Source organism: Dyadobacter sandarakinus, from assembly GCF_016894445.1.
GTDB lineage: Bacteria > Bacteroidota > Bacteroidia > Cytophagales > Spirosomataceae > Dyadobacter > Dyadobacter sandarakinus.
Map to the genome: position 1 here is coordinate 4,639,095 of NZ_CP056775.1, position 23,137 is coordinate 4,662,231.

Here is a 23,137-nt window from a genome sequence, read left to right on the forward strand (position 1 = left end):
ATTTATCCTCGAAAGTTCAATTATTCACTCCTTAGAAAAGGGTATTTGTAATCAACAGCCTCAACAAACGTCTCCTTAATAGCTCTCGGAGAAACCCACCTCAACAAATTCAACATGGATCCCGCTTTGTCATTAGTGCCCGAACCTCTTGCTCCCCCGAAAGGTTGCTGACCAACTACCGCACCTGTCGGTTTATCATTAATGTAAAAGTTTCCTGCAGCATTGACCAGGTTTTCGGAAGCATAAAGAATAGCTGCCCTGTCTTTCGAAAAGATTGAACCGGTAAGCGCGTAAGGAGATGTTGAATCTATAACAGGAATGATTTGCTCGAATTCATTTTCATCATATATATAGACGGTCAGTACCGGCCCAAAAATTTCCTCACATAAAGTCACGTAGTCGGCTTGGTGTGCCAGTAATATAGTCGGCTCAATGAAGTAGCCTGAATCCTTACTATATGTTCCACCAGCAACTATTTCAACATCGTTGCTTTCCCTTGCCCTGGCGATGTAGGATGTAATTTTATCAAAAGAACGTTCATCAATCACTGCATTGATAAAATTACCGAAATCCTCCACTCCACCCATCTTCATCTCATCCAAGTCTTTTAACATTAATGAACGTATTTCATCCCACAGGTTGGAAGGAATGTAGGCCCTGGATGCAGCTGAGCACTTTTGTCCCTGGTACTCAAATGCACCTCTTACCAAACCAGTAGCTACCGCCTTAGGATCAGCAGATTTATGCACCAGTACAAAGTCCTTACCTCCTGTCTCCCCGACAATTCTCGGAAAGCTCTTATACTGTGCTATATTCTCACCTATATTCTTCCAGATTTCCTGGAATACTTTGGTACTTCCGGTGAAATGTATACCAGCGAATTCATGGTGAGAAAATATAATTTCGCCCGCTTCCGGGCCGTCAATGAGGATCATATTAATTACGCCATCAGGCAGACCTGCTTTCCTGAACACTTTCATAATCACGTGCGCAGCATACACCTGCGTGAAGGCGGGTTTCCATAGTACTACATTGCCCATCAATGCAGGCGCTGCTGCTAGGTTCCCAGCTATGGCCGTGAAATTGAAAGGGGTAATTGCAAAAACAAACCCTTCCAAGGGACGATGTTCCATCCGGTTCCAGACGCCGTCAGAGGAAGCCGGCTGCTGATGGTAGATTTCCGTCATATAGTTAACGTTCATCCGCAGAAAGTCGATCAGTTCACATGCAGAGTCGATCTCGGCCTGATAAGCGTTTTTTGATTGCCCTAGCATCGTGGCCGCATTGATCTCAGCTCGGTACGGACCAGCAATTAGATCCGCCGCCTTCAGGAAAATGGCTGCCCTGTGTTCCCACGGCATTTTGGCCCATGTCTTACGTGCTTTCAATGCTGCTGCTATTGCCTTATTTACATCTTCCTTGCTCCCCTGATGAAAATACCCCAGCACATGCTGGTGATCGTGAGGAGGTGTTACTTTCTGCCTGTTCCCTGAAAAAATTTCCTCTGAACCTATATACTGCGGAATTTCGATAACCTTTGACCGGGCTTCTTCCAATGCCTTCTGCAGTTCCAGCCGCTCGGGGCTCCCGGGTACGTAGCTTCTGACTGTTTCATTTTTTGGTGCTGGCGCCTTGAAAATTCCTAATGACATAATTTGCTGATTTGATGTGGATGAAAAAGTTGCTTCTTACCGGCTGGCGGCCATATGTCCTGCTGTAAACCCCTACAACTGTGCGCAATGGTTTTGAATAACAAATGCCAGCCGGTTATTTTTCCTTAAATTTGTGATTTCTTAAAGGCTACTACAATTATTGAAATGATATTCCATAGTACCAAAACTCCCAGCCTGAAAGCATCCCTGGAAGAAGCTGTTTTCAATAGTCTTCCTTCCGACAATGGTCTTTATGTACCTGAATACATTCCAAAAGTATCCGCTCAGTTTCTTAACAATATTGAGGAAAAAACATTTAATGAAATTGCAGCAGAGGTTGCCTGGACCTTACTTGGGGATGAAATTACCAGAGCAGAAATTGAGGAGATCATACAACGTTCCTTTGACTTTGAAGCGCCTGTAAAACAGCTTGGTAGCAATGATTTTGTGCTTGAACTTTTTCATGGTCCTTCCATGGCATTCAAGGATTTTGGTGCCCGGTTTATGGCTGCATTAATGTCCTATTTTTTGCAAAAATCACAAAAGGAAATCAAAATTCTTGTAGCTACTTCAGGCGATACGGGTGGTGCTGTGGCGCTGGGTTTTTATAAGGTTCCCGGGATTACGGTAACAATCCTTTACCCCAAAGGAAAAGTCAGTGAAATACAGGAACGTCAGCTGACTACCCTGGACCATAATGTAAGTGCGATTGAGGTAGACGGTAATTTTGACGATTGTCAAAGGCTGGTCAAGGAAGCCTTCCTGGACGAAGACCTTCAAGCCAGGTTTCATCTGGCTTCTGCGAACTCTATTAATATTGCAAGGCTGATCCCGCAGTCTTTTTACTACTTCTCTGCTTATGCACAAGTAAAACATTTACAAAAGCCGGTCGTCTTTTCAGTACCTAGCGGAAACTTTGGTAACCTTAGTGCAGGATTACTCGCCTACCGCATGGGCCTGCCCGTGGAGCAGTTTGTTGCTTCTACAAATTTGAACAACACGGTTCCCAGCTATCTGGAATCCGGCGATTATGATCCGATACCTTCTATTGAAACTATTTCCAATGCAATGGATGTAGGTAACCCGAGCAATTTTGTACGGTTGAAGACTTTTATGCAGGATGACTGGAATCTGATCACAGATAAAATTTCCGGCTTCTACTTCGATGACCAGCAAACCAGAGAAGCTATGCGGAAAGTTTACGATGCTTACGAATATGTAATGTGTCCGCATACTGCTGTTGCTTACCAGGGCTTGCAGGAGTACCGCCGTAAAAACCAGTCCGACTTTACCGGTGTGTTCCTCTCAACAGCTCACCCGGCCAAATTTCTCGAGTTGGTGGAGGATACTCTGCGTTTCAGGATAGAAATCCCTGAACGATTGGAAAAACTGCTTTCTGTTGAAAAAACTTCCTTGAAAATGAAGCCTTCTTTTCAGGACTTTAAGGAATTGCTTATCAGCATTTTATAGTATTTATAATTAAAAAATAAGCCTTTCAGATTTTCACAGAAGTTCACGAACGTATATTGTCCCGTGAATATCTGAATCTGAAAGGCTTATTCTTTGGTCTGAAATGTCGTGAGCTAGTTGATTACATCTCCCCTCAGCTGCCGGAACCTTTTTCGTGACTCAGCAACAAAAATGCTTCCCGGATATTTTTCCATTAGCTCCTGATAAAACTTCATAGCCTGATCCTTATCATTTAATTTTTCCTGCAGCAATTTCGCCATGGTGAAGAGTGCATCGTCTCCATAGATGTCGTGACCAAACTTGGCATAGAGCGTCTGCAGGTTTTCCATCGCCTGCTGGTTACTGTCAAGCTTGATGTAAGTTCTTGCGGTGAGCCATAGGATCTCATCAGCAAGGCTGTGATTTTGATACTTAGTGTACAGCTGCTTCAGAGTGTCCAGTGCATCAAACCTCTTGTTCTGAAAAAGCAACAGCTCCACATTCGAATATTGCTTCATGGCCGCCTCGGTACTATCCAGTCCTGTGTTATCCATAATCAGCAGGGAGAGTTCATTGGCATCATTCGCGATTTCTCTTGATGTTGCTTTTTTCAAAATGTCAAGCACTGCTTTTGCGAGTTCAAATTCTCCTTTAAAATAATGCAGCTTTGCATTCCTCAGCTTTGCCTCGTATCCCAGCAGGTCATCTTTCTGTGATTTCTCAACCTGGGAGTACACGAGCGTAGCTTCCCAGGGTTCACCTTGCAGCAGGTAAATATCACCCAGATCAAGCTTGCATTTGTCTACAAAATTCTTCTCCTGCTTTCCAGCTTCTATGGCCTTCTGCAGAATATTAATCGCAACCTTGAAGTCATTCATGTAAAAGGCATTCAGAATAGCCATGTTACGCAATGCCTCCATCGTGCGCAGATTGACACCCAGCTCATCAACCAGAGCCTGGTACTGGCCGAGCAGCTTTTGTACTTCGGCAGTCTTAATCGGATAGGTATTTTTTACCTGTTCTTCACGGGCAAAAATCGCCATCCTGCGAACCACCGGATAGAGCTGCCCTTTGGGATACTCCTTTACCAGATAATCAAATATATTGCCGGCATTGGCATAATCCTGGTTCTGTAAAGCAAGGTTACCCAGATTGTACAGTCTTGCTCCGTTGTGCTTGAATCTCTTGTCCAATGAGCGTTCCTGAATGAAAGCTTTGTAAAAGTCCTTTTTCTGGATCTGGTACCAGATCAGCAACTCATTGTAGAAGCCCTCATTCGGAAATTTCTGGATCTTGTCATAAAGTACCTTTTCCAGCAACGCCTGCTCTTTTTCATCTTTGGTAAAATCCTGCAGCATGTTCTGCACTACTTCTGTATTCTGGTAGCGCATGCCATAGGAAAGCAACTCGTCGATCATTTTTTCCGGACTGTTCAGGTCGCGGTACACGCTTGCCAGTTCGAGCTGAAACAGGTCGTCTCTCTTGGTAATTTGCCTGGCTTCCAATAGGACAGTTCTGGCAAGTTCGGGCTTGTTCTGTGTCCTGAATTCCTCGGCCATATCCCGGCGCAGGTCAATCCTTGATCCGGCAGCGGCAATAGCCTGTTCATTACGCTTAGCGGCTTCCTGTGCTTTTCCCTGAGCTTCCAACATGATACCCCAATAGATATGGTACCAGCTTGAATTGGCAGCATCTGCCTTGATCTGCTTTTTAAACAGCTGCTCGGCGGCACTCCACTCCTTCGTCTTGACAATACAAGTCGTATAGTTTTTAAGCGCGGCCTTCTCGAAGGAAGACTTTAGGATATTCCCATAATAAGTAATGGCCTTCGGGCAGTCATTGCTTTTGAAATACTCCTCCGCCAGCTCCCGGTCGCTCTGCCCCAGCGCCGCCGCCGCCGGAACCAAAATGCTTATCAATAAACCCTTCAGTAATCCTTCCTTAATAGATAAAAAAAATTTTCCTTTCATTATTATGGATTATTAGTTGTGTGGAAATGAGGATAACTAACTTATCCACTTAAGATTAACATAGTTATCAACATATTGTTGATAACTAAAGTGGTTTATCAACAGTCACTGAAAGAGAATTCACATTGTAGTGAGCTGATATACAAGATAATTAAAATCTTATTCACATTACTATGTGGATAGAACACTGTTTTTATGGAATTCAGTTATCCACTGCAGCTATAGTGTATCAACAGGCTGTTAACTCCGGATTAGCCTGGGTGTTGTCCACTGGAGGAGCAAAATCAATTATTTATCCACAGCAAATACGAGTTATACACACAATTCTCCACAAAATTCGGGGTCTTACCAACAAATAAACGCGGTTATGCACATAGTTATCCACATTAAGTGTATAAGATTATTGGTTTTTGGGGAGTATTATGTTTATATCATTCAGTTCGAAGTTCGCCTTGAGCAGGAATTTGTCTGGCATAAAGAAAATCGGCTCCGGCTGAAGACCCGCTTTTGCTTCACCCGTATCCCACCTTCCGTTCCCATTCAGATCTTGGGTTGCGCGCAGCTGGTATTTGCCCTGGGGGATGTACCTGAAAGTGTAAGTATTTGAAAACTGCGTAGCGATCACTTTGAATTGTTCGTCAATCAACTCCACAATGTATTTTACTGCAGGATCAGCATTGACCAGGCGGCCTTGGACCTGGCCGTAATTTTCTTCATTCAAATGGGGATGTTTGAAGAGGGTTTTGGGAAGGGTATCGCCTTCAACACTGATGATGCTGCCTTTGGGAAGGTCCCACTTCACGGAATCCTTCGCGAAAGATTTGGCAGTTATTACAAGTTCATTGTGCGTGGCATTCCACGTTTGCGGAAATGTACTCAGCGGCTCATGCGTGAGGCTGTCTGTAATGAGCACAATGTTGTCTGCGCCGAGTTTTTTTACAGGTTTGTTAAAAACAAACTTGTATCTGAAATCCGTCGTGAGTGGCTTGTTGCTTTCCGGTTCGGTACTGATCGAAAACGGATCGCGCTGCCGCTCTTTTCCTCTTTGTGCCTGAAACGCGATTTTCTGATCAAACTCAGCACTGGCACCGAGTGAATCAGTAACCGTAAGCTTCACGATCGTAGAGTCAGGATGAGGTTCAACATTGAAAAATTTCAGTGTTGTAGGGTTTTCCAGCAGGTAGGGGAGCGAATCTTTGTTAACGAAATTGACCGCCACGCGCTCCACAGATTTATTGAAGACAATTGCATAATTGTTGACCCGCGGCAGGGTTCGCTGTACTTTGAGCGGCGTATTGTCGGACAAGAACATGTCCAGCAGGTAGGATACGGAATCAGCGCCTGCACTGATCTCATTGTTCAAAAAACCTACGCGCTCGTCCTTTGCATTGTAAAGCATGTTCCGGTTTTTGTCATCAACTGCAATCAGTCTGTAATTTCTTGTCTGAACATTTTCAATGGAAAAATTGCCGGAGCTGTCTGTACGGGAGAAGTAGTAGGGCTTTTGTTTGGCAATGTCGAGCGTATCTGAAATGTTATAGAGTCCCACCAGGGCATCAAAGATAGGCTTGCTGGTACGAATGTCTTTCAATGTACCGTATACCCTTCCCGAGTCAAGTGTAGCGCCTGTACTAAACACTACTTTCAGGTTTTTTGCGGGGTTCTTTTCTGCAAAATCCTTGATCGCATCACCAAAATTCAGGGTATAAGTAGTACTGTCTTTAAACTCGTTTTTGAATGTCAGCCGCACCGACTGACCATTCAATTTATAGGAATAAGGGTTGTCGGCCTCGGGAGTGATCACAAGCTTTTGATTGATATTATCTACAATCACGTACTCGTCAAAAAACAGCTCGACAACTTTGCCCTTGAAGTTTAATGTCTTGTTGACCGGGTTACTTTCCAGCAGACCGGGCGGAATGGAATCCTTTTTACCACCTGTAGGAGTGACCTGCTGAGCACAGCGACCGAAAATAAGGAGAGAGATTACAGCAATGAGAAAGGTTCTGAACATTGGTATGAATTGAAAAAAGCCCTCAATACAAGTGTTACGTACTGAGGGCTGCTTTATGATTTTAAAAAATGTTATTTTTTTGAAACAACGTAAATGAGGCTGGATGTATTTACGGATGGTTTCGTACCCCGGATATTGGATATTGCTCCGCTTATAAAGCTTTCAGCAAGCCTTACTTTGCCACTCTTATATTTTGTGCTGAGCATACTCACGTAAAAAGAGTCAAACCACATCGGCCGCACTTCTGCTACCTGTAACCCGTGCCTTCCAAGCAGGTTTTGCATGGATGCTTTTGTAAAATGGTAGAGGTGGCGGGGCACATCGTAGGCGGCCCATTGCGGACCATATTTTCGGGCATCAGCCGATTCTGGATTGGGTACTGCAATAATTACTTTCCCGCCCGGATTCAGGTGAGTGCCTATCCATTTAATGGTTTCATTGAGTTGGTGGACATGTTCCAGAACGTGCCAGAGGGAAATAATATCGAAGGACTTTTGCTGGATTTCGGCTGCCTGGATGTTTTCAAAGACAGGAGCACCTACCCTGCCCGAAGCAATACCCCTGGCATCGGGGTCAGGCTCTGTTCCGCTGATCTTCCAGCCGTCATCTTTCGCAGCATTCAGGAATGCACCGGTACCACAGCCAATGTCGAGGAGGCTTCCTCTCCTTTTTGCCAGGTCATTAATCATTCCGACTTTTTGACGCAGGGTGTAATTCCTTACGGAAGTGTACACCGAGCTCATCAGATCTTTCCGATCGTCGTGATGCGAAATGTAATCCTGCGATGCATAGTACCCTCCGATAGATGCCTCACGAGGCCGTGGATTGGTGAACAAAAAGGAGCATGAGCTGCACCGGCAGATATGAAACTGCTCGTGAGAGACCGTATAGTCTTCCACGAGCAGGTGATTTTCAAAGTTGGTGTGCCCGCAAACAGGGCAATTTTCTAATGTTTCGAGGGACATTTATCTTCCAATAAAAAGCATAAGTACGGAAATATCCGACGGACTCACCCCGCTGATACGGGAAGCCTGCCCAATGGTTGAAGGACGGGTACGTTTGAGTTTTTCACGGCCTTCAAAAGAGAGTGAGGTAACTACATCGTAGTTGAAATTGTCTACAATGCTCAGGTTTTCGAGCTTGTTCATCTTTTCTACCAGCAGCATCTCTTTCTCAATATAGCTGTCGTATTTCAGGCTGATCTCCGCTTGGTGAACAGAGTCCTCTGCATAGTTGGCCAGCAAGGCAGCTACTGTCAGATTGGATCTGATCAATGCATCGATGGAAACCTGCGGACGTCTGAGTATGTGCGCTACTGACATTTTCTCGCGGATCTGCGCCGTTCCCATTGCTTCCAGTGCATCGTTGATTTCTGCCGGGGACAGTTTAGTAGCCGACATCAGATCAATGATCTCTCCTGTTTCACGGATTTTCGTACGGACATTTTCCAGTCGCAATTCATCTGCCAATCCTATTTCGTAGCCTTTTTCAGTAAGTCTGATATCAGCATTGTCCTGCCGAAGCAGCGTGCGGTACTCAGCACGGGACGTAAACATACGGTAAGGTTCTTCGGTCCCTTTATTAATGAGATCATCAATCAGCACCCCGATGTACGCTTCGGACCTTTTCAAAACAAAAGGTGAAAGTGCATGTACATTCCGGTGTGCATTAATGCCCGCCATCAAACCCTGGCAGGCTGCTTCCTCGTACCCTGTCGTTCCATTAATCTGACCCGCAAAAAACAGGTCAGCAACCAGGTGCGTTTCAAGGGTTGATTTCAGCTGTGTGGGCGGGAAATAGTCGTACTCGATGGCGTAGCCGGGACGGAACATCTTGGCATTCTCAAAGCCGGGGATTTTACGCAATGCGGCATACTGGACATCCTCAGGCAAAGAAGTAGAAAATCCATTAACATACACCTCAACCGTATCCCAACCCTCCGGTTCCACAAATATCTGGTGCCGGTCTTTATCTGCAAACCGGTTAATCTTGTCTTCCACCGAGGGACAGTATCTTGGTCCCAGTCCCTTGATGCGGCCGGAGAACATGGGCGATTTTTCAAATCCGGTACGTAACACTTCGTGTACTTCGGAATTGGTGTAGGTTATCCAGCAGCTCCGCTGTTTCGCCAGTGGTTTCGTATCGGTGTAGGAGAATTTAGCCGGGTTCTCATCGCCTGGCTGCTCTTCCATTTTGGAGTAATCGAGCGAGCGCCCGTCCACGCGCGGAGGTGTACCCGTTTTCATCCGGCCTGCCTGAAATCCCAGGGAAACGAGTTGCTCCGTTAATCCGGTAGCTGACTTTTCACCTGTGCGTCCACCCCCAAAGTTTTTTTCACCAATGTGAATCAGTCCGTTCAGGAAGGTGCCATTGGTTAGGACTACCGCTTTTGAGCGGATTTCGATACCGAGGCTGGTTTTTACACCTCTTGCCTTCCCGTCTTCAATGATGACTTCCTTGGCAGTATCCTGCCAGAAATCCACATTCGGATTCTGTTCAAGGATGTTCCTCCATTCCTGGGCAAAGAGCGCCCGGTCGCTTTGGCACCTTGGGCTCCACATAGCAGGTCCTTTGGACAAGTTCAGCATCCGGAACTGGATCATGGTACGGTCACTGACAATACCGGACTGACCGCCGAGCGCATCAATCTCCCGCACAATCTGCCCCTTGGCAACACCGCCCATGGCAGGGTTGCAGGACATCTGTGCAATCGTGTGCATATTCATGGTAATGAGGAGTACGGACGACCCCATCGTTGCCGCAGCGGCAGCAGCCTCACACCCGGCATGGCCTGCACCCACGACAATCACGTCATATTCTTGAAACATATTGTTGTCACTTGTTGAAGCACTTTAATTAAAGTGTTCCACGTGGAAATTTAACTAGAATCGGCTAAGGACTTCATCTTCCTTCGCCCGCATTTGTTTTTTAAGATCATCATCCGCATCCTCCCACCCCATTAAGTGAAGCAGGCCATGAGCCAGAACGCGCCGCATTTCTAAGTCAAAATCGGCTTTAAAGGTAGCCGCATTCTCGCGCACACGATCTATGCTGATGTATATGTCACCTTCAAGTACATGTTCTTCCTCACTGTTGTCAAAGGTGATGATATCCGTAAAGTAGTCGTGATCCAGGTATTGCTTGTTGATTTCCAGCAGGTATTCGTCTGAACAAAAAACATAGTTCAACTCTCCTACGGCATACCCCTCCGACTCTGAAATGCTCTTTAACCATTTCTTTGTCTTCAATGGTTTAACAAGATCAAAATCGACATCCTCTGTGAAGAAATTCACCATATGAATCTGGCAGGTCGGGCAGCAGCAATGTTTATGCTGTAAACCTATAAATGCATTAACGTGAAATAATTTGCAAAAATACGAACTATCCCGTTACAAAAATTTATCCGGCAGCAGGATCCCGTTGTACGGTGCACCTGTGCCGGATATATGCAACAAAAGCCGCTAAAAATCAGTTCTTCGCCTGGTACTTGCGGAAGTATGTGTCAACTTCACGCTTATAGAATGGAGAGAACGTAGGCGGGATCGTCCGAAGCAGCTCGGTCTGCTTTTCCTTCTCCCGGATGTACTTCTCAAATGCGGCAGGTGGCTGGCGTGGCTGCTGCCTGGCCGCCTGTGCCTTGCGCTGCTCATCTTCATCCTGCTCCTTCACCGCTTTTTCCGATTCCAGAAGCCGCGTTGTAATTTCCTGGTTACGTTTGATCAGCTCAGGTGTAATCTTCTTGTTGACGAGATCAGTTTCAGTCTGGTCCATTTTCTCGGCAATCTCCTGCAGTTCTTTCTCCATTTGCTTGCCGGCCTGGCTCCCCTTCTGAGACTCCATGAGTTCCTGTACCATCTGCCTGATCATCGCCTGCTGAGCCGCCATGCGGGCAAGTTGTTCTGAGTTGTTACCCTGACCTTCCTTACCCTGACCAAGCTGCTTGATCTGTCCGTTGAGCTTTTCCTGCATCTCACCCATTCCCGGCTGCTCTCCTTTCTGCTTCCCTTTCTTGCTCTTACCCGATCCCGGCATAGCCATCGCCATCTGCTGCTGCATCTGGTTAAATACGTCGCTCAGCATCAAGGCCAGGTTGTTCATGGAAGTCATTGCAAACTGCTGCTTGGAAGTAGCCTGATTAATCTGCCTGTCTTTGATGCTTTTCACACTCTCATCCATGTACGACTTCATGTCATTGAGCTCGCGGGTAATGAAAGATTGTATCTGCACCACGCGGTTGGCCAGTGCATACAGGCTGTCTTCAACAATCTTTGCATCGTCTTTCAGCTTTAATTGCTGCTGGCCCAGTTTTACAAACCGAGGATCCTGCAGGCTTACGCCCCTGAAATCCTTCATCAGTGTTTCCTGGTCAAAAGAAAGGGTGATCAGGTTTTCAAGAATGTCCCTCAATGCATCCAGGTCCTCTTGCATCTGCTCCATTTCCTGTGCTTCCATCGCCTCAGCCATCGACTCCGACATTTTTTTCATGGACTGAGCCGCTTTTTTCTGCGCCTGGGAAGCTTTTGAGTTCTGCTGCTTGCTCAGCTGCTGCTTTCCCTCTTCCATTTTCTCAGACGCATTTTTCTGCTCATCCTTGGGCATATCGATTTGCTTTTCGAGCTCCTCGGCCATCTTCTCTATTTCTTTCGAATTTTCCTCAGCCTTGCTGAACTCCTGCTGAATGCTTTCCTGCTGTTTTTTCAGATCTTCATTCTTGCTTTGCTTATCCGCGGCATTTTTGTTCTTGTCATTCTCCTGGGTTTTCTCCGCAAGTGCATCCTCCTTCTCTGCCAGCTCATTCAGCTTTTCAGTAAGGTTTTCCATCTTCTGCTCCATTTGCATCTGCTTGAAAAGCTTCATGGTGCGTTCCAGCTCTTTTTCCAGATTTCCCTCCTTGTTTTTCAGCTTTTCCATCATGCTCGACATCCGGTCGCTTTGTTTTTGTTCCAAAAGCTTTTTAAGCTCTTTGTAAAGCTTGTCGGTATCATTATTCATGAGGTCGTTCATCAGCTTTTGCAGCTGCTCAATTTTGCTCTGAAGTTCCGGGCTCTGCTGGTTAAACTGCTTCGACTTTTCATTGGAATTCTGATGCTTTTCCTGCAAAGCCTGCAGTTCTTTCATCAGCTCTTCTCTTTTTTTCAAAACTTCCTCAATCTGTTTCTGCTCTTTAAAATCGAGCTCCTTGTTACTTTTCAGCCGGTTGTCGAGGTTGTTGAGATCTTTCTGCAGGCTTTGCGCCTTCTTCATGGCCGACTGCATCTGGTTTTCCGTTTCCTGCTCTGATTTCCTGATCTCGGCTTCCAGCAAATCACGGGATGGTACAGTAAAGCGGATCGGTCTGGATTTGGCACTTTTCGGGCCATTTACGCCATCATTGTCCCACACCTGGGCATAATAGTCAATCTGGTCGCCCGGATTAAGTTTAAGGCTGTCTACGTACCATTGGAAGAAAAAGCTTTGTGTGTTGACCGTTTTATTAAAAGGAACAGGTATGCTCTTCGGTTCAGTGGCGGACGGCTCCCCTACCCTCTTTACAGAATAAAACATTTTCAGCTGTGAAAATCCGTAATCGTCGCTGATGGAACCGCCAAGTACCAGGTAATTGTAGAGCGTAGTATCCTGGAAATTCTCAATGCTCATGACCGGATATTTGTCAGGGATGACATTGATAAAGTACCCGATTTTCTCAGCGTTTGATACTTCCTCATTTTTCAGTAAAACCTCATACTGGGCCGACTTTCGTACCGATCTTCGAACCTGAAAATGATCGTTCGTACCTTCCCTGCCCTGATAAAGTGCGGAGTCATTCTCAAACCTGATCCCCAATGTATTTGTTGAGTTGGTATTAAAGTCCCATTCAATGGTAGTACCCTCAGGTACCGACAGGTTCCCAACATTGTTCAGACCTTCCGCCGGCTTGTTGAGGTAAGCCGGGTAATGCAGGTTTACATCAAACGAAAGCAGTGATGGCCGCTCTCTGACCGTAATCCTGTATGGATCCGAAGCAAAGCCCGCAGCATCAAAAGAGAAAGCTACGTCACGCTGCAGGTTTTTGAAAGTATACGAAAAATCCCGGCTGCTTTCCTGCGTCAGCTTGAACCTCGATCCATTCTGTACAAGGTACACAGCGCCGGGTATGGCGTCGCCTTTCAGTTTCAGTTTTAATGTAAAGTCCTCATTCCGGAAAGCTTTCAGACTTTTGTTTTCCAATACAAATGAAAATGGCGCATATGTGTAATTGCGCTGGAAGTGAATGATCCTGTCGGAGCTCGACGAAAAAAAGGAAGGATTGATAAGCAGAATGACCGCGATGGCAGCGAGAGGATAAATGGCATATCCGATACGCTTCTTATTTTCATTAAAGCGGATTGCGTCTGAAAAACGCACGATGAGCATCTGGGCAGACTTTTGCCGGATACTGGCTTCAATAAGGTCTGACTGCATGCCCGAAAGGCTTCGTAGTTGCAGCGTATTGACCAGCTTATCGCCGATCTCGGGAAAGTAGGAGCCAATCTGCAAAGCTGCAACCTCATCAGAAATCGGTCTCCTGATTCCCCACAAATGAATGAGCGGCTTGCCAACCCATTGAAAAAATGAAAATACCAGTACAGCCAGAAACCCGAAAAAGAGCAGCCCGCGCACGGTGGTACTGAACCTTCCGAAATATTCAATGGTATTAAAAAACAGAAAAACAGAAAGCAGCAGTCCGGCGGATAGTATGGACCCTTTCAGAAGCTGATTCTGGTAATATTTTTGACGGTATTCCTGTATGCGGATTAACAGGCCTTCCATCGCCGGGGTGAAAGGTGCAGCCATGCTTGTATGTGTTATCTATGATGGATGAATAACGTATGCCGGAACCAAAAATTACCACTGACCGCCATCCGCAGAAAACACAGTAATTTATCGAAAATTTACCGAAATCAGCTTGGAAAGGTGCAAAAAGAAAGAACCCGGAAGCCTTGGCCTCCGGGTTCTTTCCCTATAAAAAGCAAAAAGTTAAGCTTCCACCGTCTCAGTGTTGTTTTTGACTTCTCTTACAAACGACCTGATATCCATTTCCAGGTTGTTGCTTGCCTGCAGAAGCCGGATGAATGCGCTGCCGATAATAGCACCTGCCGCATACTGTGAAGCCTTGCTGAATGTTTCATTGTCCTTGATTCCGAAACCGATAAGGCGCGGATTTTTCAGGTTCATTCCATTCAATTTTTCAAAGTAAGCCTCCATATCGTGGCTCACACCGGTACTGGAACCAGTTACACTTGCAGACGAAACGGTATAAATAAATCCTTCACTCACTTCATCAATCTGCCGGATGCGTTTTTCGGAAGTCTGAGGCGTGACAAGGAATATGTTAAGGATGCCGTAAGCATCAAAAATCGCTTTGTATTCATTCAGATAGACGTCCATCGGCAGGTCCGGCAGAATCAAACCGTCAACACCGACTTCTGCGCAATTCCTGCAGAAGTCTTCTATACCGAACTGAAGAACCGGGTTTACATAACCCATCAGCAGCACAGGCACCGTAATACTGTCGCGCATGCCTTTCAGCTGCTCAAACAGGATCTTGACGGTCATGCCGTTTTCCAGTGCCCGATCATTGCTCTTCTGGATTGTTTCACCGTCAGCAACCGGGTCCGAATAAGGCATACCAATCTCAACCAGATCAGCACCCCCGTCCTGTAATGCCTGCAAAACGCGGCGGGTATCTGAAAGTTCCGGGAAGCCTGCTGTGAAATACACGTTCAGGAAACCTGATCCGGTATTTTGTGGCTGGCTTTGAAAAAGTGATGTAATGCGGTTCATTCCTGAGTCCAGTAATCCACTACCAATACTTTGTCAAGATAGGGTCCGAGCACTTTGCCGAATGCTTTGTGATCAGGATGCGGAAGGTACACTTCACGGCCGGCCTCATTCTCGAATGTCACAAAAAATACGTGCGTAAAACCTTGTGACAATCCTTCCGGGCTGTTGTTTGTGCCCCATTCAAGGCCTTTGATCTCCTTGATTTTCTTAGGCAATGCCTTAAATGCTTCCTCTACTTCCTTCACTTGCGCCGGCGTAGCGGAGTCTTTAAATTTAAACAAAACAACGTGACGCAGCATTTTTTTGGAAGTGGTTTGAGCTTGAACAAAATTGGCCGATGCGACCATCAGCATCAGGGCACCGATCAGGTATTTAATCTTCATTGGTAACTGGGTTTTAGAAAAAGGTGAAAATGCAATAATCGAAACTAGGCCGAGCAGTTGAGGCATTCGCCGTCTTCACTGAACTTGGTACGGTCAAATTCGCCCAGCTTTTCTTTCAGTTCAAGAATTTCGTCCTCGATGTCGCACCTTTCAAAAAGGGAAAGCGTACCGGAGTTTACCTTGGTTTCGAGTTCCTGAATTTTCAGGCGCACGTCAAAAACCTCCGGCAATGTTAGTGTAGCCATATCGGTAATTATTTATGATTTAAAATCAGACAATATACTTCATGTAAGTTCCCATATCCTTGTCTCCCCTACCCGACAAGTTCAAAACCACGGTTTCGTTCGGAGATGCATTCAGCCGCCCCAGTACGGCCAGAGCGTGGGACGATTCAAGAGCGGGAATAATGCCTTCCAGGCGGGTCAGCTCAAAGGCAGCCTGTACCGCTTCTTCATCCGTGGCAGACATGAAAATTCCCCTGCCGCTGTCAAACAGATACGCATGCTGCGGACCGATACCCGGATAATCCAGACCTGCGGAAATGGAAAAAGGCTCAACCACCTGGCCATCTTCGGTTTGCATCAGGATCGTGCGGCTGCCGTGCAGTACGCCGGGCTTGCCCAGGGCAGTAGTAGCAGCAGAATGCCCGGACTGTATGCCCATTCCGGCGGCTTCCACGGCTACCAGCTTTACATTTTCCTGATCCAGGTAATGAAAAAACGCTCCTGCCGCATTGCTGCCGCCACCTACACAAGCCAGTACATAATCCGGATTTTCACTGCCGGTATGTTCTTTCAGCTGCCATTTGATTTCCTCAGAAATAATAGACTGAAACCTGGCCACCATATCCGGATAGGGATGCGGGCCTACTACCGACCCGATAATGTAATGCGTATCCACAGGATTATTGATCCAGTGGCGCATGGCTTCATTGGTGGCATCTTTCAGGGTACGTGAGCCGCAGGTAGCCGGCCGCACCTCTGCGCCCAGCATTTTCATCCGGGCCACATTCGGCGCCTGACGTTCAATGTCGAGCTCGCCCATGTACACAATGCATTCCAGGTCCATCAGCGCGCATACGGTAGCCGTAGCTACGCCGTGCTGCCCTGCACCAGTTTCGGCCACAATGCGCTGCTTTCCGAGCCTTTTAGCCATCAGAATTTGTCCGATGGTGTTGTTGACCTTGTGCGCACCGGTATGGCAGAGATCTTCCCGTTTCAGAAAAATGTTTGTTTTATACTTTTCTGAAAGCCTGTTGGCCCGGTACAAAGGTGTGGGCCTGCCTACATAGTGCCGCAGAAGGTCACTGTATTCTTTCTGAAAAGAAGGCTCAGCAATGATCTGCAAGTAATTTTCACGAAGCTCCTCTACATTCGGGTATAACATTTCGGGAATGAATGCTCCCCCAAAATTTCCATAGTAGCCGTTGCCGTCAACCTGGTATGACTTCTTTTCTGCTGCGATTTCCATATTTCCAATCAGGCTTCCGCCTCCTCCTGCTCTTTGACACGTACTGTATTGAACAATTCTTCCAGCATGGCAATATCCTTTACGCCGGGCTCGGTTTCAAACCGGCTGTTGACGTCGATGCCGTAAACCGGCATGGTACGGGATAATGCAATCACTTCGTCTATGTTATCAAGACTAATTCCCCCGCTCAGCAGGAAAGGCTTTTCATTATCATACTTTTTAAGAACCTGCCAGTCAAAAGGCAGCCCGTTTCCGCCCGGATTCTCTCCTTTTGTGTCAAACAAAAACATATCGCAGTAGGATTTGTAGTTGTTCAGCATGGTAAAGTTGAAACTTGCGTCAATAGAAAATGCCTTGATCACATTCACACCTTTCTGACGGATGCTGCGGCAAATGTCGGGCATTTCGTTACCGTGAAGCTGCGCATACTGCAAGTCGTACTTTTTGACCATGTTGAGGATATAGCCCGGATTTGCATTGACAAACACGCCTACTTTCTTGATGTTTTTCGGAATGCTTCTGATGTACTCCTCGTTCAGCTCTTCTCCAACAAAGCGGGGCGATTTATCATAGAAAATAAACCCGATAAAGTTAGGCTGTAAAGCAACCACCTGCTCAATATTATCTTGCCGGCGCATTCCGCATACTTTGATTTTCATAAAACCAGAGGATTTAAATTGCTATGTTGAGTTAGTTCAAGTTGCAGATTCGCCAGTGCGGCCCCGGGATCTGCGGTTTTCATGAATGTTTCACCAATCAGAAAACCTTTGTAACCATGTTTGTAAAGGTGGACGATTTCATCAGCGCCCTGCAACCCGCTCTCTGATATCTTAACAAAAGACGCCGGGATCTGTTCACTTAAAGCAACAGATGTTTCAATGGACGTGACAAACGTCTTAAGATTCCGGTTATTTACGCCTACGATATCTACCTCGTCTGTAAGGCATTCAGACAGTTCTTCTGCGTTGTGCACTTCCAGCAGTACTTCCAGCCCCAGCTCATGCGCCTTGCGGCTCAGTGACTTTACTTCGGCAGGAGAAAGGCAGGCGGCGATCAGCAGAATTACATCCGCCCCGATCGACTTAGCCTCGTACAGCTGGTATTCGTCCACCATAAAATCTTTACGTAACATCGGGGTGCCGGTATTGGCCTCCCGGGCACTGCCGAAATCGGCAAATGAGCCGCCAAAGAAGTCGGTGTCCGTCAGTACGGATAGTGCAACTGCTCCCGCAGCAACATAGTCACGAGTGACTTGCGCAGGCGTCACCTGATCATTGATGATACCTTTGGAAGGCGATTTCCTTTTGAATTCTGAAATAATCCGGGGTGCCGCAGCATCGGACAACGCTGTGGCAAGAGAAATGGTTGGACGGGTAAAAAGACGACTGTTTTCCAGCTGTGCAATGCTTACACGCTTTTTCGACTCACTGACTTCTTCCTTTTTTCGGGCAACGATTTTTTCTAATATGTTCATTTCAGAGTGCTTGTCTCCGGATTAATCTGCTATCAATTTTTTGAAACTGTTCAGGGCCCTGCCGCTTTCAAGCGATTCCCGTGCCATGGCTACGGAGTCGGTCAGTGAAAGTTGCGGATCTGAGCAATGCAGGGCCAGCGCTGCATTGGCAAGTACGGCCTGCTGCTGGGACGGGGTTGCGTCTCCGCGAAGTACATTCATAAAAATCCTGGCTGACTCCTCCACTGTTTTTCCGCCCGATAATTCCTCAGCGCGCACGGTTTTCAATCCCAGATCAGAGGGGCTAAGAACTTGCTCGGTGTGAGCGGCGATGATTTTGAAAGGACCTGTTAATGACACTTCGTCGTAGCCGTCTAATGCATGGAGAACCAGAAATTGCTTGTCCGTCTGTTGGTAAAGATATGCAAAAAGACGCGCTAATTCAAGACTGAAAACGCCTACAAGCTGCTTTTGGGGAGATACCGGATTGACCATCGGACCCAGCATATTGAAGAAGGTTTTAACCCCAAGTTCTTTCCTCACAGGGGCCACATTCTTCATCGCCGGATGAAAAAGCGGGGCATGCAGAAAGCATACATTCGCCTCTTCGATCTTGCGTTCAAGCTGATCTTTTTCATTGGTAAATTTCACCCCGAGGTATTCCAGCACCGTCGAAGATCCGCAAAGTGAGGATACGCCGTGGTTGCCGTGCTTGGCTACACGCTGGCCTGCGCCGGCAACCACAAAGCAGGAGAGTGTCGAAATATTGAAGGTATCCTTTCCATCGCCCCCCGTGCCGCATACGTCGATAGGGTCGTAAGCCGACAAGTCTACCGAAAGGCAAAGTTCCAGCATGGCATCGCGAAAGCCCTGAAGCTCTTCCACGGTAATGCTCCGCATGGCATAAATGGTCAGGAAAGAGGCAATTTCAGAGGTAGAATACTTGCCGGTACTGATTCCGATGAGGGCGTCTTTGGATTGATCTTTACTTAATACCTTGTACTCAAAAAGATGGTTTAAAATCTCTTTCATATTGATGCATGTGGGTATAATAACAGTTCATTGTCAGGGCGGGTAATCAGTATTCGAGCCAGTTCTGCAGCATTTCCCTGCCATGTTCCGTGAGCACCGACTCCGGGTGAAACTGCAATCCTTTCACATCATACTGACGATGTGAAAGCCCCATAACCCTGCCTTTTTCATCCAATGCCGTAATCTTGATATTTTCGGTAAATGTGTCCGGCATGACCGTCCAGGAGTGATAACGGCCTACTTTGATCTTGTCGGGCAAACCTTTGAAAATGCGCTCGGATGAGTCGGTTACGATGGCCGTATCACTGATTCCATGCAGCACGTCGGTCATGTTTTCGAGCGTGGCACCGTACACCTCCCCTATTCCCTGATGCCCGAGACAGATGCCGAGGATGCTTTTGGAAGCACCGTATTCGCGGACAAGCTCATGCATAATGCCAGCTTCGGACGGTATTCCCGGACCGGGTGAAAGGAGGATTTTATCATATTTGCCTACATCTTCCAGGCTGATTTTGTCATTCCTGAAAATATCCACCTGGTCGTGCAATTCGCGGAGGATGTATACCAGGTTGTAGGTAAAAGAGTCGTAATTATCGAGGACAAGGATTTTCATAATATGGTGCGTTTTCCGGACTAGATTTCTTCTGCAACTTCAATGGCTTTTCTTAATGCAGCAAGCTTGTTATTGATCTCCTGCAGCTCACTTTCAACATCGGATTTGGCTACGACGCCCATCCCGGCACGGTAAAAAAGGGTATTATCCTTACTCAGGAAAGTACGTATGGCGATGGCATGGTTGAAGTCACCGTTGAAATTCATAAACCCGATGGCCCCGCCGTAAATACTCCTGTTGCTGCTTTCCATCTGGTCAATCAGCTTCATGGCATTGTGTTTGGGCGCGCCCGACAGTGTACCCGCAGGAAAAGTGTCTGCTACCAGCTGCAATGGATTGACATCGGGCTTCATTTTGCCTACTACCTTGGAAACTAGGTGGATAACATGTGAGTAGTACTGCACTTCCTTGTAGTTGGTTACACGTACCTGGTCACAGCTGCGGCTGAGATCGTTCCGGGCAAGGTCTACCAGCATGACGTGCTCGGCCGTTTCCTTGGGATCGTCGAGCAGCTGCTGAGCCGCCTCTGCGTCTGCCTGATCGTCGCCGGTACGCCGGAAAGTACCGGCAATAGGGTGAATTTCGGCCTGACCGTTTTTGATGAAAATCTGCTTTTCCGGAGAAGATCCGAAGATTTTGTAGCTGCCATAATCAAAGTAAAAAAGGTAAGGCGAAGGGTTGATCGACCGCAATGCGCGGTACACATTGAATTCGTCTCCTTTGAAGTTCCTGCTGAAACGCCGCGAAGGCACAATCTGGAACACATCGCCCCGCAGGCAGTGGTCAATTCCCTGGCGGATAACCTTCCGCATTTCGTCGTCGGTTACATTGGATGTTTCCTCCGAAATTGTCTCAAACCCGTACTTCGGATAGTTCCGGTTCCGTATCAGTATTTCAATCTGTTCGAAATTGCTTTCCTTGTGGTTGTCGCCATAATTATGCTCAAAAATGTAAAGCTCATTTTTGAAATGGTTGATGGCGATGACGTACCGGTATACCTGGTAAAAGATCTGATCAATATGCGTTTCAGCATTGGGGGCCTGTATGTCGATATCTTCAAAATACTGCACCGAATCATAAGTCATATGCCCAAAAAGTCCGTTTGAAATGAAGGAAAACGGACTTTTTTCTCCTTGAAAGCTTTTTGCAAACCGGTACAGATGCTGCACTGCATCCCGGCGGTCAGCCAGCTCGACAACATCCGTGCTGCCATCCGGGAATTGCTTGGTAATCTGGTTATTGTTCAGCTTAAAAGAGGCCACCGGATCGCAGCAGATATAGCTGAAAGAGTTTTCATTACCGTGATAATCAGAGCTTTCCAGCAGAACCGTATTAACATACCGGTCTCTTAATTTCAGATAAATGGACACCGGCGTAAATGTGTCGGCGAGGAGCTTTTTGTAGTGGGTTTGTATGGTAAAAACCTTATTAAGCAATTCCATAGGATGGTGATTTGAAAGGGTTGAAAACAAAAAAAGCGGCTCGCTGTTAAGATGAACAGCGAGCCGCCTTGAGAGTATATTTTCTTCATTATACCTGGCAATAGGCTATACGTTCATCTTTGTTAGATGTGTACGCCACCACCAGCTGATGTTAAATGAAGATTTCATGTTCTTGTTTAATTTCCTTTTACGAAATACGGTACTTGCAAATATAAAAATGATTTGCGGTTTTTAACATTTCTCTAATGTAATTTTAAAATGTAAGGCTTAATGCCAGAGATCCGGATCCATTGGCAGGATTAAAAGCCGGTTGCAGGCGGAAAGTCAGCGATTCGCCCCGGCGCATCAGCTCTCTTTTAACACGTGTAGCCTTGGAGCCGTTTTTACCTGCTTTTACAAAACCAACCGTACCAAAGGTTACCGCACCCGCAAATCCACCGATCATCATCCAGGCTCCCTTGATGGCCCGCTTTTCGTCCTGGTAAGTCGCAAAATTACCATTGGCATCCGTAGCGCCCGCCACAATGCCCGTACCTATGCCTGCTACCAGCATGCCGGTTGCAATTCCGGCGATGCCCATAGCCATTCCACCCTTTGATTTACCCTTGTAGAAGCGGTAGGTTGACCGCAGGCGGTCATTATTGGCATTTTGCAACCCGGCTTCGAAGTCATTCCTGGGAGCCGGAGCCGCAGGCCGTGCCTGTACCGGAGCCCCGGACTGGGAAGGTGTATAATAATTTTGTACTTCCAGTGAGGCTTCAAATGTTTCCACTTCCCCATTGCCGTACTGAATGGATGCGATCTCATTTTTCCTCACGGTAAAAAGCGGTCCTTCCGGGTCGGTCAGCTTTTTGTACTTGACTGCACTGTCGTCCACTTCGTGTATAAACACTTCGAGCTTAGTATTGTTGCGCAGGTTGATCACGTCGGGCTTACGGGCATTTTGCGCCTGTGTGGTAAGTGCTCCAAGCAGCATAACAAAAATGAAAACGATCGTGCTGGAGAGTAGTTTCTGATTCATCGGGGATAAGAAAGAGGATGTTGAATAAACAGTAAGAAATCGCCGCAAAACTAAGCGCTATCACAAAGAGAACCGGACGGAGAGTCGGGCCAACTTATTAAACGGATCAAAAGCAGGCGAGATCCGCATGAAAGTCAGTGGCTGGTTGCGCCGTTCTAGCTCGTTTCTGGCTTTTCTGGCACGACTGCTGTGTATGGCAAAATTCCGGAAGGTTACAAGTGCCAATACTCCTCCGGCTATCGGACCTGCGACGGCCAGGGATGTGCCGAATATCTTATCGTCGTGATCCTCCCCTGTACTGATGATCACCAATCCTGCCACCAGCGATGCAGCTGCAAAGGAAGTAAATACAATAGCGCCGTTTCTGTTGTTAGCAGCCTTGTCGTGATGGTACCTGTATTTATCCCGCAACTGATCCGAATTAGCCATGACAATGCTTTTTTCAAATGGATCTTGCGGCAGATTGCTGAGGTCTGCATACTGCCCAATGGTATCCGGCGGCGTATGTACAGCCATCACGGAGTCGCGGACATTGACTGTCTTGCCGTTTTTCAGGAGTACTTTGGCGACCTGCTCGAGGTAAATGTATTTGCGGGCACTATCAGCCGTGCTCAGGTCACGGTAGTTGATCTTCTCGTAGGTCATTTGGGTGATCAGCGCCTGGATACGCGAGCTGTCGCGCCTGATGATGACATCGTTTTTCCGGACAGACTGTGCAGAGGAGAGAATGCCGTAGAAAAACAGCAGAAGGAAAAGAAGAATCGTGCAGGGTAATGTGTGTAATTTCATTTTATCGAGCATTTATAGTGGTAAATAAGTTTATGTCAAACCTACA

Annotated in this window: 19 protein-coding genes; 1 reads left to right on the plus strand and 18 read right to left on the minus strand. The window is 46.8% G+C overall.

Annotated elements, in window-relative coordinates; genetic code table 11:
• Positions 1-20: 20 nt before the first annotated feature.
• Positions 21-1,652, minus strand: a complete 1,632-nt coding sequence (gene pruA, locus HWI92_RS18945; RefSeq protein WP_204658184.1) for an L-glutamate gamma-semialdehyde dehydrogenase — start codon at positions 1,650-1,652, stop codon at positions 21-23.
• Positions 1,653-1,817: 165 nt separating this feature from the next.
• Here pruA and thrC point away from each other — a divergent pair, with 165 nt between their 5' ends.
• Positions 1,818-3,122, plus strand: coding sequence for a threonine synthase (gene thrC / locus HWI92_RS18950; RefSeq protein ID WP_204658186.1), 1,305 nt, complete (start codon positions 1,818-1,820; stop codon positions 3,120-3,122).
• A gap of 113 nt (positions 3,123-3,235) precedes the next feature.
• On the opposite strand, the gene HWI92_RS18955 is transcribed toward thrC, so the two are convergent.
• From HWI92_RS18955 to HWI92_RS19035, 17 genes are all read right to left on the minus strand, one after another.
• A complete protein-coding gene (locus HWI92_RS18955) occupies positions 3,236-5,020 on the minus strand; it encodes a tetratricopeptide repeat protein (RefSeq protein WP_229248310.1) in 1,785 nt (594 codons plus the stop codon).
• A 451-nt stretch (positions 5,021-5,471) separates the two neighbouring features.
• Positions 5,472-7,085 (minus strand): Ig-like domain-containing domain, encoded by a 1,614-nt coding sequence (locus HWI92_RS18960; RefSeq protein ID WP_204658190.1) that lies wholly within the window; start codon positions 7,083-7,085, stop codon positions 5,472-5,474.
• A gap of 71 nt (positions 7,086-7,156) precedes the next feature.
• A complete protein-coding gene (locus tag HWI92_RS18965) occupies positions 7,157-8,050 on the minus strand; it encodes a class I SAM-dependent methyltransferase (protein WP_204658192.1) in 894 nt (297 codons plus the stop codon).
• Complete coding sequence (gene mnmG, locus HWI92_RS18970) at positions 8,051-9,913, minus strand: tRNA uridine-5-carboxymethylaminomethyl(34) synthesis enzyme MnmG (RefSeq protein WP_204658194.1); 1,863 nt, start codon at positions 9,911-9,913, stop codon at positions 8,051-8,053.
• A gap of 54 nt (positions 9,914-9,967) precedes the next feature.
• The gene (gene ybeY / locus HWI92_RS18975; RefSeq protein ID WP_204658196.1) at positions 9,968-10,381 is read right to left on the minus strand and encodes an rRNA maturation RNase YbeY; all 414 of its coding nucleotides are present in this window, start codon (positions 10,379-10,381) and stop codon (positions 9,968-9,970) included.
• Between the two features lie 172 nt (positions 10,382-10,553).
• Positions 10,554-13,898, minus strand: coding sequence for a DUF4175 family protein (locus HWI92_RS18980; protein ID WP_374757881.1), 3,345 nt, complete (start codon positions 13,896-13,898; stop codon positions 10,554-10,556).
• A gap of 183 nt (positions 13,899-14,081) precedes the next feature.
• The gene (gene trpA, locus HWI92_RS18985) at positions 14,082-14,888 is read right to left on the minus strand and encodes a tryptophan synthase subunit alpha (RefSeq protein WP_204658198.1); all 807 of its coding nucleotides are present in this window, start codon (positions 14,886-14,888) and stop codon (positions 14,082-14,084) included.
• Complete coding sequence (locus HWI92_RS18990) at positions 14,885-15,241, minus strand: Dabb family protein (RefSeq protein WP_374757906.1); 357 nt, start codon at positions 15,239-15,241, stop codon at positions 14,885-14,887. The genes trpA and HWI92_RS18990 overlap by 4 nt, the downstream gene beginning before the upstream one ends.
• Before the next feature lie 74 nt (positions 15,242-15,315).
• Positions 15,316-15,516, minus strand: coding sequence for a hypothetical protein (locus tag HWI92_RS18995; protein ID WP_204658202.1), 201 nt, complete (start codon positions 15,514-15,516; stop codon positions 15,316-15,318).
• A gap of 25 nt (positions 15,517-15,541) precedes the next feature.
• Positions 15,542-16,741, minus strand: coding sequence for a tryptophan synthase subunit beta (trpB, locus tag HWI92_RS19000; protein WP_204658204.1), 1,200 nt, complete (start codon positions 16,739-16,741; stop codon positions 15,542-15,544).
• A gap of 8 nt (positions 16,742-16,749) precedes the next feature.
• On the minus strand, positions 16,750-17,400 hold the full coding sequence (locus HWI92_RS19005) for a phosphoribosylanthranilate isomerase (protein ID WP_204658206.1): 651 nt from the start codon (positions 17,398-17,400) through the stop codon (positions 16,750-16,752).
• A complete protein-coding gene (gene trpC, locus HWI92_RS19010) occupies positions 17,397-18,215 on the minus strand; it encodes an indole-3-glycerol phosphate synthase TrpC (RefSeq protein WP_204658208.1) in 819 nt (272 codons plus the stop codon). Before trpC ends, HWI92_RS19005 begins: the two co-directional genes overlap by 4 nt.
• Before the next feature lie 21 nt (positions 18,216-18,236).
• Entirely contained in the window at positions 18,237-19,226 is a 990-nt protein-coding gene (trpD, locus tag HWI92_RS19015; RefSeq protein WP_204658210.1) for an anthranilate phosphoribosyltransferase, read from the minus strand.
• Positions 19,227-19,272: 46 nt separating this feature from the next.
• Positions 19,273-19,839 carry an anthranilate synthase component II gene (locus tag HWI92_RS19020; protein WP_204658212.1) on the minus strand — a complete coding sequence of 189 codons (567 nt, stop codon included), beginning with the start codon at positions 19,837-19,839 and terminating at the stop codon, positions 19,273-19,275.
• 20 nt (positions 19,840-19,859) lie between these two features.
• Positions 19,860-21,281: an anthranilate synthase component I family protein gene (locus HWI92_RS19025; protein ID WP_204658214.1), complete on the minus strand. Its 1,422-nt coding sequence runs from the start codon at positions 21,279-21,281 to the stop codon at positions 19,860-19,862.
• Positions 21,282-21,534: 253 nt separating this feature from the next.
• On the minus strand, positions 21,535-22,302 hold the full coding sequence (locus HWI92_RS19030) for a hypothetical protein (RefSeq protein WP_204658216.1): 768 nt from the start codon (positions 22,300-22,302) through the stop codon (positions 21,535-21,537).
• Between the two features lie 60 nt (positions 22,303-22,362).
• Positions 22,363-23,091: a hypothetical protein gene (locus HWI92_RS19035; RefSeq protein ID WP_204658218.1), complete on the minus strand. Its 729-nt coding sequence runs from the start codon at positions 23,089-23,091 to the stop codon at positions 22,363-22,365.
• Positions 23,092-23,137: the final 46 nt, after the last annotated feature.

Coding starts and splice junctions, on each gene's coding strand:
- pruA (WP_204658184.1), bottom strand. CDS start 1,652: ATGTCATTAGGAATTTTCAAGGCGCCAGCACCAAAAAATGAAACAGTC.
- thrC (WP_204658186.1), top strand. CDS start 1,818: ATGATATTCCATAGTACCAAAACTCCCAGCCTGAAAGCATCCCTGGAA.
- HWI92_RS18960 (WP_204658190.1), bottom strand. CDS start 7,085: ATGTTCAGAACCTTTCTCATTGCTGTAATCTCTCTCCTTATTTTCGGT.
- HWI92_RS18965 (WP_204658192.1), bottom strand. CDS start 8,050: ATGTCCCTCGAAACATTAGAAAATTGCCCTGTTTGCGGGCACACCAAC.
- mnmG (WP_204658194.1), bottom strand. CDS start 9,913: ATGTTTCAAGAATATGACGTGATTGTCGTGGGTGCAGGCCATGCCGGG.
- ybeY (WP_204658196.1), bottom strand. CDS start 10,381: ATGGTGAATTTCTTCACAGAGGATGTCGATTTTGATCTTGTTAAACCA.
- HWI92_RS18980 (WP_374757881.1), bottom strand. CDS start 13,898: ATGGCTGCACCTTTCACCCCGGCGATGGAAGGCCTGTTAATCCGCATA.
- trpA (WP_204658198.1), bottom strand. CDS start 14,888: ATGAACCGCATTACATCACTTTTTCAAAGCCAGCCACAAAATACCGGA.
- HWI92_RS18990 (WP_374757906.1), bottom strand. CDS start 15,241: ATGCTGATGGTCGCATCGGCCAATTTTGTTCAAGCTCAAACCACTTCC.
- HWI92_RS18995 (WP_204658202.1), bottom strand. CDS start 15,516: ATGGCTACACTAACATTGCCGGAGGTTTTTGACGTGCGCCTGAAAATT.
- trpB (WP_204658204.1), bottom strand. CDS start 16,741: ATGGAAATCGCAGCAGAAAAGAAGTCATACCAGGTTGACGGCAACGGC.
- HWI92_RS19005 (WP_204658206.1), bottom strand. CDS start 17,400: ATGAAAATCAAAGTATGCGGAATGCGCCGGCAAGATAATATTGAGCAG.
- trpC (WP_204658208.1), bottom strand. CDS start 18,215: ATGAACATATTAGAAAAAATCGTTGCCCGAAAAAAGGAAGAAGTCAGT.
- trpD (WP_204658210.1), bottom strand. CDS start 19,226: ATGAAAGAGATTTTAAACCATCTTTTTGAGTACAAGGTATTAAGTAAA.
- HWI92_RS19020 (WP_204658212.1), bottom strand. CDS start 19,839: ATGAAAATCCTTGTCCTCGATAATTACGACTCTTTTACCTACAACCTG.
- HWI92_RS19025 (WP_204658214.1), bottom strand. CDS start 21,281: ATGGAATTGCTTAATAAGGTTTTTACCATACAAACCCACTACAAAAAG.
- HWI92_RS19030 (WP_204658216.1), bottom strand. CDS start 22,302: ATGAATCAGAAACTACTCTCCAGCACGATCGTTTTCATTTTTGTTATG.
- HWI92_RS19035 (WP_204658218.1), bottom strand. CDS start 23,091: ATGAAATTACACACATTACCCTGCACGATTCTTCTTTTCCTTCTGCTG.